10 protein-coding genes and 1 pseudogene are annotated in these 12,147 nt (G+C 65.3%); 5 read left to right on the plus strand and 6 right to left on the minus strand.

The window, feature by feature from the left end:
* The 4 genes and pseudogenes from queC to QP181_RS10680 form a co-directional block, all read right to left on the minus strand.
* Positions 1–717, minus strand: coding sequence for a 7-cyano-7-deazaguanine synthase QueC (gene queC / locus QP181_RS10665; RefSeq protein ID WP_333923152.1), 717 nt, complete (start codon positions 715–717; stop codon positions 1–3).
* A gap of 194 nt (positions 718–911) precedes the next feature.
* Entirely contained in the window at positions 912–1,799 is an 888-nt protein-coding gene (gene hslO, locus QP181_RS10670) for an Hsp33 family molecular chaperone HslO (protein WP_277983209.1), read from the minus strand.
* Positions 1,800–2,156: 357 nt separating this feature from the next.
* Positions 2,157–3,078, minus strand: a pseudogene (argF, locus tag QP181_RS10675) (ornithine carbamoyltransferase).
* A gap of 138 nt (positions 3,079–3,216) precedes the next feature.
* Complete coding sequence (locus tag QP181_RS10680) at positions 3,217–4,407, minus strand: aspartate aminotransferase family protein (RefSeq protein ID WP_132735749.1); 1,191 nt, start codon at positions 4,405–4,407, stop codon at positions 3,217–3,219.
* A 262-nt stretch (positions 4,408–4,669) separates the two neighbouring features.
* Here QP181_RS10680 and QP181_RS10685 point away from each other — a divergent pair, with 262 nt between their 5' ends.
* Positions 4,670–5,458, plus strand: coding sequence for a hypothetical protein (locus QP181_RS10685; protein WP_165911332.1), 789 nt, complete (start codon positions 4,670–4,672; stop codon positions 5,456–5,458).
* Positions 5,459–5,556: 98 nt separating this feature from the next.
* Here QP181_RS10685 and parE read toward each other — a convergent pair whose 3' ends face one another.
* A complete protein-coding gene (gene parE / locus QP181_RS10690; RefSeq protein ID WP_333928500.1) occupies positions 5,557–7,566 on the minus strand; it encodes a DNA topoisomerase IV subunit B in 2,010 nt (669 codons plus the stop codon).
* A gap of 158 nt (positions 7,567–7,724) precedes the next feature.
* Here parE and QP181_RS10695 point away from each other — a divergent pair, with 158 nt between their 5' ends.
* On the plus strand, positions 7,725–8,570 hold the full coding sequence (locus tag QP181_RS10695) for an outer membrane protein (protein ID WP_132735757.1): 846 nt from the start codon (positions 7,725–7,727) through the stop codon (positions 8,568–8,570).
* Positions 8,571–9,068: 498 nt separating this feature from the next.
* Here QP181_RS10695 and QP181_RS10700 read toward each other — a convergent pair whose 3' ends face one another.
* Positions 9,069–9,821, minus strand: coding sequence for a GcrA family cell cycle regulator (locus tag QP181_RS10700; RefSeq protein ID WP_132735759.1), 753 nt, complete (start codon positions 9,819–9,821; stop codon positions 9,069–9,071).
* Between the two features lie 65 nt (positions 9,822–9,886).
* Between QP181_RS10700 and QP181_RS10705 the strand changes: the two genes are divergently transcribed.
* Genes QP181_RS10705 through QP181_RS10715 form a run of 3 tightly spaced genes read left to right on the plus strand, consistent with a single transcriptional unit; the run spans position 9,887 to position 12,011 of the window.
* On the plus strand, positions 9,887–10,741 hold the full coding sequence (locus QP181_RS10705; protein ID WP_132735762.1) for an ABC transporter permease: 855 nt from the start codon (positions 9,887–9,889) through the stop codon (positions 10,739–10,741).
* A complete protein-coding gene (locus tag QP181_RS10710; RefSeq protein ID WP_333928501.1) occupies positions 10,723–11,733 on the plus strand; it encodes a serine hydrolase in 1,011 nt (336 codons plus the stop codon). The genes QP181_RS10705 and QP181_RS10710 overlap by 19 nt, the downstream gene beginning before the upstream one ends.
* Positions 11,734–11,780: 47 nt before the next feature.
* Positions 11,781–12,011 (plus strand): hypothetical protein, encoded by a 231-nt coding sequence (locus tag QP181_RS10715; RefSeq protein WP_333928502.1) that lies wholly within the window; start codon positions 11,781–11,783, stop codon positions 12,009–12,011.
* Positions 12,012–12,147 lie beyond the last annotated feature (136 nt).

The raw sequence follows: 12,147 nt of genomic DNA on the forward strand, positions 1-12,147 counted from the left end.
TCAGGCCAGCCCGGATCCAGGACGCACGGCGTAGACGGTGGGATCGGCAATGCCCGCGTCCTCGAACCCCTTGGAGCGCAGACGGCAGCTGTCACACAGGCCGCAATGCTCGCCGGCGGGCGTCGGATCATAGCATGACCAGCTCAGCCCGAGATCCAGGCCAAGACGCGTGCCCTCGCGGACGATATCCGCCTTGGTCATCATCTGAAGCGGCGCCTGGATACGGAACGGCTCGCCCTCGACACCAGCCTTGGTGGCGAGTTCGGCCAAACCTTCGAACGCGGCGATGAACTCGGGGCGGCAATCGGGATACCCCGAATAATCGAGCGCGTTGACGCCGATATAGATGTCGCGCGCGCCCGCCGCCTCGGCCCAGCCCAGCGCAAGGCTGAGGAAGATGGTGTTGCGTGCGGGTACGTAGGTGATGGGAATGCCACCGCCATCCTCGGTGCCCGCGCCATCCTTCGGCACGTCGATATCGGCGGTCAGTGCCGACCCGCCAAACGCGGAGAGATCCATCGGCAACACGATGTGGCGTTCGGCGCCGATCGCGGCGGCGACGCGGCGGGCGGCGTCGAGTTCGATCCGATGGCGCTGATTATAATCGAACGACAGCGCGAGCACGCGCTGGCCGGCTTCGCGCGCCAAAGCGGCGGATACCATCGAGTCGAGCCCGCCCGAAACGAGCGCGACCGCAAAGGGAGCAGGAGATGTCATGATGCGCAATGCGCTAGGCCAGCGGCGCGCAAAAGAAAGGGGCCGCCCGGTAAGGCAGCCCCCTAAGGTTGGCGCGAACCGCGCCACAAGGGAGAAAAACGTGCCGAATAAAAAGCACAGTCCCTTCTATACCCAACATAAGTGAATAGGGAGTTAATTTCTTAAGTTATCGTTGCGGGGAAAAATCCTGCAAGTCAGGCGCCGACTGGAACAGGAAATTTCTTCGCGCAGAACGCGCAATCGACGATGATGAAACCGCTCTCGTCGGCCATCGACCGCCGCTCCTCGATGGGAAATTTGGAGATCACCCCCTGAATATAATCAGGGTCGCAGCGGCATCCGCGCGAGATCGGAATATCCGCGAGAATGCGGACGTCGTCTTCTTCATTGAACAAGCGCCAGACCAGCGTCTCCAGCGGCAGGAACGCATTCGTGAGTTCGTCCGCGCCGATCGTGTTGCCGAGCGTAGCGACATGCTCCCATTCCGGGTGGTCGAGCTTGGTGTGGAGCCGCTCGCGACCATCCTCGCCCTCGGGAAGATGCTGGAGGAACAGCCCACCTGCGACGCAGCGCCCGTCCGGGCCCTTCGCCATACCGGTCCGAATCATCGTCGGGATCTGCTCGGACTGCGTGAAATAGCTCTGCGCGGCCTGTGACAGCGTATCCCCATCGAGCGGGACGATGCCCTGGTACCGTTCGTTGCTGGTCGCCATGTCGAACGTGATCGCGAGGTACCCCGCGCCGAACAGCGCGAACAACGATGGCTCGGCGGGGGCTTCGGCAAGCTTGTCCGCGTCGTATTCGATGTAACCGCGCACTTCGCCGCCGCGGTAGTCGCAGACGAGCAGCTGGACGACGCCGTTGTCGGTGCGGGTCTGCATCGTCAGCTGGCCGCTGGCGTCCTTGAGCGTCGAGCCGATCAGCGCGGCGAGCGTGAGCGCCTCGGCGAGCAGCTTTTCGATCGCAGGCGGATAGGCGTGGGCGGCGAGCACTTCGTCGAGCGCGGTGCCGAGCCGGACGATCCGGCCGCGGGCACTGCGCGCAGGGATCGCGAAGGCCAGCGCGCGGTCGAGATCGGTCATGTTGGGGTCGTTCATCGGAGGGAAGATGGGGAGCGAGGGCGGCGGGTCAACCCGATCCCCCATCCGTCGCCCACCCATCTCCGTCACCCCAGCGGAAGCTGGGGTATCCCCGTTGGTGGACGTCGCGACTTGCACCGGGAGATCCCAGCTTTTGCTGGGATGACGGACGAGGGGCGGGGTTGGGGTTTCTTCGCAGTCTAGGTGGCAGCTTTTAACCGCCCCCCATGTCCGTCACCCCAGCGGAAGCTGAGGTATCCCTATTGGCGGGCGCCGAGGCTCGAACGGGGATAACCCAGCTTTCGCTGGGATGACGGATGGGGCGCGGGGTGGCGTGAACGGCGTGTTACCGCCGGTCCGTCACCCGATCTGGCCGAAACACCAGCGCAAGACCGACTTCTGCGCGTGGAGGCGGTTCTCCGCTTCCTGCCAGATCAGCGACTGCGGGCCGTCGATCACCTCCGGCGTCACTTCCTCGCCGCGGTGCGCGGGGAGGCAGTGGAGGAACTTCGCGTCGGGCTTGGCCAGCGCCATCAGTGCGGCATTGACCTGGTACGGCGTCAGCGCCGCCAACTTGGTCTCGGCATGCGCCTGCCCCATCGAGATCCAGGTATCGGTGACGACGATGTCCGCCCCCTCGACTGCCTCGCGCGGCGTCGACACGATACGCGCCCGCCCCTTGCCCAGCGCGACTTCGGCGTCGGTCGGCATATATCCTTGCGGGCAGGCTGCGACGACGTCGAACTGCATCAGCCCGGCGGCCTCGACGATCGACGCAAGAACGTTGTTGCCATCCCCCAGCCACGCAACCTTGAGACCGGGCAGCGCCTTGCCGCTCTCGATGATCGTCAGCAGGTCGGCCATGATCTGGCACGGGTGCGACGCGTCGGTCAGGCCGTTGATGACCGGGACGGAGGCGTAATGCGCCATCTCCTCGATCTTGGCGTGATCGTCGGTGCGGATCATGATCGCGTCGACATAGCCCGACAGGATGCGCGCGGTGTCGGCAATGAGACTCGCCGCGGCCGAGCTGCATCGACCCTGCGTCGGAAACGATCGAGGTGCCACCGAGCTGGCGGATCGCCATGTCGAACGAGAAGCGCGTGCGCGTGGAATTCTTCTCAAACACCATCGCGAGTGTGTGGCCGGCCAGCGGCGCATCCGAGTCCGCGCGGCCCTTGGGGAAACCGGCGCGCGCCGCCTTGCGATCGAGCGCATCGGCCAGCATCGCGGCGATGCCGTCGGCGCCCGCGTCGGTGAGATTCAGGAAATGGCGGGTCATAATATCCTCCCCGGCACGGGGAGGGGGACCGTTCGCATTAGCGAATGGTGGAGGGGCCTCCACGAACGCAACACTTCGGGGCGATCCCCTCCACCATGCTTCGCATGGTCCCCCTCCCCGTACCGGGGAGGATGTAAGTCAGTCGTCGGCAGCCGGAACGTAGACGCGCGCTGCGGTCGACAGTTTGTCGATGCACTCGGCGATATGGCTCTCGTCGATCACCAGCGGCGGCAGAATGCGAATGACATTCTCGCCCGCCGACACCAGCAGCAGATTGTGGTGATCGCGCGCGAACGCGACGAATGCGCGGCTGTCGCTCTTCAGCTTCAGCCCGAGCATCAACCCGGTACCGCGAACGCTGTCGAACAGGTGATCGTGGTTGGGGATCATCTGTTCGAGCCCCTGCCGCAACCGGTCGCCCATCGCCGTGACGTTGTCGAGGAACCCCTCGTCGAGGATCACGTCGAGCACCGCCTCGCCCGCCGCCATGGCCAGCGGGTTGCCGCCATAGGTCGAGCCATGCGTTCCCGCGACCATCCCCTTGGCCGCCTCCTCGGTCGCGAGGCACGCGCCCAGCGGGAACCCGCCGCCGATGCCCTTGGCGACCGACATGATGTCGGGCGTGATCCCGTACAGCTCGTGCGCGAAGAGCTTGCCGGTGCGGCCATAGCCGCACTGGACCTCGTCGAGCACCAGCAGCAGGCCGTGTTCGTCGCAGGCCTTCCGCAGGCCGGTCAGGAATTCAGGCGTCGCCTGGCGGATACCGCCCTCACCCTGGATCGGCTCGACCAGAAAGCCCGCGGTGTTGTCGTCGATCAGCGCCAGCGCGCCTTCGAGATCGTTGAACTTCGCATAAGCGAACCCCGGCAGCAGCGGCTCGAACCCGTCGCGCATCTTCGCCTGGTTGGTCGCCGAGATCGTGCCGAGCGTCCGCCCATGGAACGCCGTGTCGAACGTAATCAGCGTGTGACGCTGCGGATTGCCGTTGGCGAAATGATAGCGCCGCGCGGTCTTGATCGCGCACTCGACCGCTTCCGCACCCGAATTGGTGAAGAACACGGTGTCGGCAAACGTGTTGTCGACGAGCCGCTGTGCGAGATGCTCGCCCTGCGGCGATCCGTACAGGTTCGACACGTGCATCAGCGTCGCAGCCTGTTCGGCGATCGCCTTGGTCAGATGCGGGTGGCCGTGGCCGAGCGCGTTGACCGCAATGCCGCTGGCGAAATCGAGATATTGCTGGCCGTCCTCGCCGAAGAGGTACGCGCCCTCGCCTCGGACCGGACGCACGCCACACCGCGGGTAGACGGGCATGAGCGGGGTGATGGTCACGACGGCAAGCTCCTTCAAACAGCGAGGGCGACCCACACGGCCGCCCGAACCGCCTGATACGAGCGCGCGACGCCGGGGGCAACACCGCGTGGCATCGCGCGGCGAACGCCGACATGGCCGATCCCGATGATTCGCCGCTGCGCTTGCGGCATTCACTGGAATAGGCACCCGAATAGGCGCATGATCGGCAAGACGTGGTGCCAGGATCCTGTGCGCTTTGGTTCGATTCGAATCGCCCCGCCGCACTATAGGGGAGAGAACCATGTCCAGGTTACTACCATGCATCGCACTTATGCTTGCCACGACATCACCGGCCTATGCCAAGGACGTCTTCACCGGAACTTGGAAAGGCGACATCAAGGAGAGCGAACTTTCGACAAAACCTTCGGTCGCATTGATCGAGAACGGGTTTTACACCTGTTCGACCTGCATTCCGGTGGTCAAGATCGCCGCCGATGGTGCGCTTCATCCGGTCACCGGCCACGCCTATTATGACGCGATGTCGGTCACCGTCGTCGATCCGGCGACCGTCAAATATGCGACGAGCAAAGGCGGCAAGCCGATGAGCGACGCAACCGCGACGCTGTCCGCCGACAATAGTTCGATCTCGACGGTGTTCAACGACACCAGCGCGCCGAACGGGATCCCGATCACCGGCACGACCATCAGCGAGCGCGTCGCAGCGGGCCCGTCCGGGTCGCACGCGGCATCGGGGTCGTGGCTGCAGACGAACCAGACCCAAGTGTCCGACAGCGGCCTCGTGTTTACCTTCGCGAAGACCGGCAAGGTCGTGACCTATTCGACGCCGACCGGGACATCGTACGTGGCGACGACGGGCGGCCCGTCGGTCGCGGTCGTCGGCGATGCCGGCTGGACGACGGTGTCGCTACGGCAATCCGATCTCAACACGCTGCATGAGACCGACTATCTCGACGGCAAGGTGATCGGCAAATACGTCATGACGATCTCGCCCGACGGCAAGAAAATGACGATGGACGTCAACGACATCAAATACGGCAAGACCTCGACGCTGATCGCCTACAGACAGTGACTTTTGCCGTCTGCGGGCTATCGCTGGCTCGCAGACCTCGATTGCGCTTGGGCCGTGACGTTAGGTGCGCGCGAGCCCAACGCACCACGAGCCTTGCCTCAGGCGTCGATTGCTTCCTCGTCCATGCGGCCGGCGTTCTCCTGGATGAAGGCGAAGCGGTGGGCGGGGTTGTTGCCCATCAGGCGGTCGACGAGATCCTTCACCTGTGCGCGCTCCTCATATTCCTGCGGGAGCGTGATGCGGAGCATGCCGCGGGTGGCGGGGTCCATCGTGGTTTCGCGGAGCTGGCTCGGGTTCATCTCGCCGAGGCCCTTGAAGCGGCCGACGTCGACCTTCTTGCCCTTGAAGACGGTGCGTTCGAGTTCGGCGCGGTGCGCGTCGTCTCTCGCGTAGACGCTTCTGGTGCCGACGGTCAGGCGGTAGAGCGGCGGTTGCGCGAGGTAGAGGTGCCCGCGGCGGACGAGTTCGGGCATCTCCTGGAAGAAGAACGTCATCAGCAGCGTCGCGATGTGGGCCCCATCCACGTCTGCGTCGGTCATGATGACGATGCGTTCGTAGCGGAGCGTATCCGGCGTGCAGTCCTTCCGGGTGCCACAGCCCAGTGCCAACGTCAGGTCGGCGATTTCCTGGTTGGCGAAGATCTTCGCGCTGGTGGCGGATGCGACGTTGAGGATTTTCCCGCGGATCGGGAGGATCGCCTGCGTTTTTCGGTCGCGCGCCTGCTTGGCCGAGCCACCTGCCGAATCGCCCTCGACGATGAAGAGTTCTGTGCCTTCGGGCGAGTTGGCGGAGCAGTCGGTGAGCTTACCCGGCAGGCGCAGCTTCCGCGCGGAAGTGGCGGTCTTACGCTTGACGTCGCGTTCCTGCTTGCGGCGCAGGCGTTCGTCCATCCGCTCCAGCACATAGTTCAGCAGCGCCTTGCCGCGCTCCATGTTGTGGCTGAGGAAATGGTCGAAATGATCGCGCACCGCCTTCTCGACGAGGCCGGCGGCCTCGGGGCTGGTCAGGCGATCCTTGGTCTGACTCTGGAATTGCGGTTCGCGGATGAACACCGACAGCATCAGCTCGCTGCCGACCATGACGTCGTCCGCGCTGATATCCTTGGTCTTCTTGTTGCCGACGAGATCGCCGAACGCGCGCAGGCCGCGGACCAGCGCCTGGCGAAGGCCCTGTTCGTGCGTGCCGCCATCGGGGGTCGGGATGGTGTTGCAATACCAGCTGTACGAACCATCGCTCCATAACGGCCACGCGACCGCCCATTCGACGCGGCCCTGCGTCTCGCCGTTCGCGCTCGGGAAATCCTGCGAGCCCGAGAAGAAGTCCGACGTCGCGCATTCGCGGCCGGCGATCTGGTCGCGGAGATGGTCGGCGAGGCCGCCGGGGAACTGGAACACGGCCTGTGCTGGCGTATCGTCGCCGATCAGGTCGGGCGCGCAGTGCCAGCGGATTTCGACGCCAGCGAAGAGATACGCCTTCGACCGGACGAGCTTGTAGAGGCGCTGTGGCTTGAAGTTCAGTTCGCTGCCGAAGATCTCGGTGTCGGGCGTGAACGCGACGCTGGTACCGCGGCGGTTCGGCGTAGCGCCAAGATGCTCGATCGGCCCAAGCGTCTGGCCTTTGGCGAAGCGCTGGCGGTAGAGCTGCCGATCACGCGCGACCTCGACGACGGTGTCGGACGAGAGCGCGTTGACGACGCTGATGCCGACGCCGTGGAGTCCGCCCGAGGTCGCGTACGCCTTGCCCGCGAACTTTCCGCCTGAATGGAGCGTCGAGAGGATCACCTCCAGCGCCGACTTGTCGGGGAATTTCGGATGCGGATCGACCGGAATGCCGCGGCCGTTGTCGACGATCGTCAGGCGGTTGTTCGCCTCCAGCGTGACTTCGATCCGGGTCGCGTGGCCGGCGACCGCCTCGTCCATCGCGTTGTCGAGCACTTCGGCGGCGAGGTGGTGCAGTGCGCGCTCGTCGGTGCCGCCGACATACATGCCGGGGCGGCGGCGGACGGGTTCGAGCCCTTCGAGGACCTCGATCGAGGAGGCGTCATAGGTATTGGCGGCGGGTTTGCCGACGCCGGGTGCGCCCGGGGACGCGAACAGATCTTCAGCCATGGCGAGAGCGTAGCCGGACGCGTTGGACAAAGCCACAGGCTCTGTTTGTTCTCCCTGTTACTGGAAAGCCACATTGCCGCAGATTGTTATGCTTGCTGCATAATTTTCCCCGATCAGCCGTTTATGAAAAACCTGTCATGAAGTTTCCGGGAGTGAATATGACTAAGACGATGATGGTGGCGCTTGCAGGCGTTGCCGCTTTGGGTTTCGCAGCACCTGCCGCTGCACAGGACATGACCGACGATGCGCCGTTCAGCGGAGTCTATGTCGGCGGCTCGTTCGGCTATGACGTGCAGCCCAACGACAATGGCGAGACGATCGCATTCGATCGCAATCTGGATGGCGTCTTCGGCGACACCATCTCGACTGCGACCGCCGCCAACGCGTTCTCGCCGGGCTTCTGCAACGGTCGCGCGACCAGCAACACCGCGCCCGCCGCTGGTGGTCGTGGTTGCCGTAGCGACAAAGACGGCATCGGCTATTCGGCACGGGTCGGCGCGGATTACCAGCGCGGCAACATCGTCGTCGGCGTGGTCGGCGAGTTCGGCAAGAACGAGATCAGCGACAGCGTCACCGCCTTCAGCACCACGCCCGCCTTCTACACGATGACGCGCGACCTGAAATGGGAAGCATCGGCACGCGGCCGCCTGGGCTATGCGGCGAACACGACGCTGTTCTACGGCACGTTCGGCGTCGGCTATGCCAACATCGACAACAGCTTCACGACCGGCAACACCGCCAACACCTTCATCACCAACGGTGGCAGCAAGGAATGGGGCATCGTCGGTGGCGGCGGCATCGAGCAGAAGCTGGGTCGCAACTTCTCGGTCGGTCTGGAATATCAGTATCACCAGTATCAGGACAACGACTACCGCGTCCGCGCCTCGGGCGGCCCGACCGGCGGTCCGTTCACGCGTGGCAACGCAGCGGGCACCGACTTCCGTCGCGACTCGCAGGACTTCCGTTGGCACAGCCTGCGCGCCACGGCTGCGTTTAGGTTCTGAGGCGAAGGGCGGCCTGCACCAAGCTGGTGCAGGACACGCCCAAGCCCGGCCGGCGCGGCTCGCCGCGTCCGACGACATGGGCTTTGCCCATGGCTAGCGTGACATGAAAAAGGCCGCTTCCTCACACGGGGAAGCGGCCCATATTGTTTCCCCGCGAAGGCGGGGACCCAGTCTGGGCTCCCGCCATCGCGGGAGAACAAGGAAGGGGCGGAAGACGCGTTGAGCTGCAAGAAGCGCCACCCCGGCGGAGGCCGGGGCCCAGTTGGGCAATGCTGCTAAAAGCGAGCGGCGCTCAGTTACCGAGAGCTTTCCAACTGGGCCCCGGCCTTCGCCGGGGTGGGGTGGCAATTTGGAAAAAGGCCGCTTCCTCGCGCGAGGAAACGGCCTTTTCTGTATCACGCTAGCCATGGGCAAAGCCCATGTCGTCGGACGCGGACAAGCCGCGCCGGCCGGGCTTGGGCGAGTCCTGCGCCAAATTGGCGCAGGCCGCCCTGCGCCTCACCTCGGCCGCGGACCGCCGAATGGCAGCGGCGGAGTCGGACGGCGATCGCGACGCGGCAGCTGCGCCTGGTACGCATGGCCGCAGTGATCGACGCAATACGGGAAGCCCGGGTTCACCGCCTTTCCGCAGAAGTGGAAGTCGGGCTCGCCCGGATGACCAAGCGGCCATTTGCAGATCCGGTCGTTCAGTTCGAGCAGGCTCGTCTTGTTCGCCATTTCGGGCGACGGCTTGGCGGGCACCAGACGACGCGGCGGCGCCGGCGTGCTCGGTGGCTGCTGCTCACCGGGAGCCTGACGAAGGAAGCCACCGGGGCCGACCGAACGCAGGATCGGCTGCGGCGCACGGACGGGGGCGACGACGGCCGGAGCAACCTCCTCCTCGTCTTCGTCCTCATCATCCTCGGGCTCGTCCGCGACGGGCTCGGCCGCTACCGGTGCGGCCGGCTTTGGCGCAGCGACGACCGGCGGCGCGACCGGTGCGGGCTTGGGCGCCTCGACCTCTGGCTCTGCCACCGGTTCGGCCACGTCCGCCACGACCGCTGCCGACGCCTCTGCAGCCGCAGCTGCCGCCTTCGCCTCGGGATCGTTAGGCTTCACCGGCGACGGGCGCGCCTGCAGCTCGAGGCGGTGGGCCTTGCCGATGACGGCGTTGCGGCTGACGCCACCCAGTGCTTCGGCGATCTGGCTGGCGGTCTGCCCCGCCTCCCACATCGTCTTGAGCGTCTCGATGCGCTCGTCGGTCCAGGACATGTTCGTTCCTTAGTCTTGCTCAGCCGGGTTGCGGGCGGCAGCGGCAGCGATTACCCGCAACGCCTATGAGCAGCCAGCCCCCAATCGGTGAAATCCATTCGGCGGTGCATTCCGCCCCCGGCGTTCCCGTCATAAAGAGCGTGAACTGGGAGGGATTGCGAACCCTCTATATCAAGGAGGTGCGCCGGTTCTTCAAGGTGCAGCTTCAGACGGTGTGGGCGCCGGCGATCACCACCCTCCTGTTTCTGATCGTCTTCACCATCGCGACCGGCGCTAAAAGCCCGGTGCCGGTCGACGGCCAGATCGTCGCGTTCGCCGATTTCATCGCGCCGGGGCTGATCATCGCGCAGGGCATGATGGGGCCGGCGTTCGCCAATGCGAGCTTCTCGCTGCTGGTCGGCAAGATGCAGGGCACGATCGTCGACTATCTCCAGCCACCCTTGTCGACGGGTGAACTGCTGGCCGCGCTGGTCGGCGGTGCCGTGACACGCGCAGTGATCGTCGGGATCGTCGTGTGGGCGGCGATGGCGCTGTATCCGGGCGTGCACGTAACGCCGCACGCGCCGCTGGCGATCATTTGGTTCGGGCTGCTGGGCGCGGTGTTCCTCGCGTTGCTCGGCGTGCTGACATCGATTTGGGCGGACAAGTTCGATCATGCGGCGGCCGTCACCAACTTCGTGATCGCGCCGTTATCGTTGCTGTCGGGGACGTTCTACTCGGTCGACAAGCTCGCGCCGGCGTTCCGCGCGTTCAGCCATGCGAACCCGTTCTTCTACATCATTTCGGGCTTTCGTTACGGGTTCCTCGGGATTGCCGACTCGCCGGTGATGATCGGCGGGATCGTGATCCTGGTGATCGACGTGGTGCTGGCGACGCTCTGCTACCGGTTGCTGAAGAGTGGTTGGAAGCTGAAGAACTGATGCGCGGGCTGGCACTCTGGCTGATGGCGTTGGCGGTGGCGTTGCTGCCGGTTAGTGCGGTGGCGCAGGGTGCGGTGGCAGATCCGGCGCTGCGGGCGAAGGCGGATGCGCTGGTCGCGATCCTCGACGGGCGTGGCGCGTATGACGCGTATTTCGCCGCGAGCTTCCGTGAGAAGGTGCCGAAGGCGCAGTTCGCGACGATCGTCGAGAAGCTGAAGGCGACACTCGGCGCGCCGGAAAAGATCGAGTCGCTGACCGCGACGTCGGCGTGGAGCGCCGATCTTATCGTCGGCTACGCACGGGGAACGGCGAGCGTTCGCCTCGCGCTCGACCCGGCCGCGCCGCATGCGGCTACCGGGTTGCTGATCACCGGCACGGGCGCGCGCGACGACAGCCTCGCCAAGATCGAAGCGGAATTTCGCGCACTGCCGGGGGCTAGTGGGTTCGGGCTGTATGCGCTGGGCAACGGCAAGCCTGCGCCGATCCTCGAATACCGGGCGGATATCGCCGCACCGCTCGGGTCGGCGTTCAAGCTGTGGGTGCTGGCGGAACTCGCGCGGCAGGTGGCTGCGGACGAGCGTCACTGGACGGATGTCGTGAAGGTGGGTGCGCCATCGTTGCCGTCGGGCGTGTTGCAGACCTGGCCGGCGGAGTCGCCGGTGACGGTGCAGACGCTGTCGACGCTGATGATCTCGATCAGCGATAACACCGCGACCGATACGCTGCTGACGACGCTCGGGCGCGCGAAGGTTGACGCCATGGCGGCGTCGGCCGGCGGCAGCGTGCCGGTGATGACGACGCGGGAGATGTTTGCGCTCAAAGGCGATCCGGCACTGACCAAGGCGTGGGCGGCAGGGTCGGTGGACGAGCGGCGGGCGCTGCTGGTCGACAATGCGGTGAAGATTTCCACCGCCAAGCTGGATCCGGCCGTGTTCGGGGGAAGCCGGTGGCGATCGACAGCGTCGAGTGGTTTGCGAGCCCAGCGGCGATAGCGGGAGTTCTGGATCGGTTGCGCGGGGCAGATGCCACGACCCGAGCGGTGCTCGCGGTGAATGCGGGGGTCGATCCGGCGATCGCCAAGCGGTTTGGGTATGTCGGGTTCAAGGGTGGCGGCGAGCCTGGGGTCCTGACGCTGAACTATCTGGTGCAGGCGAAGGACGGGCGCTGGTATGCGGCGACCGGGAACTGGCATCGGGCTGACGATGCGGTGAACGAGGTTCGGTTCGCGGGACTGATGGGACGGGCGTTGGCGTTGTTGGCTGCGCGGTAGGTTAGTTTATCTGAAGAGCCACTAACTCGTGCCACCACCCCGGCGGAGGCCGGGGCCCAATTGGGAAACGCTGTTAACGGGGAATATCGCTCCGTTATATCCACCTTGCCAATTGGGCCCCGGCCTTCGCCGGGGT

This window comes from Sphingomonas sp. LR55, assembly GCF_036856015.1.
In the GTDB taxonomy this organism is placed as follows: Bacteria; Pseudomonadota; Alphaproteobacteria; order Sphingomonadales; family Sphingomonadaceae; genus Sphingomonas.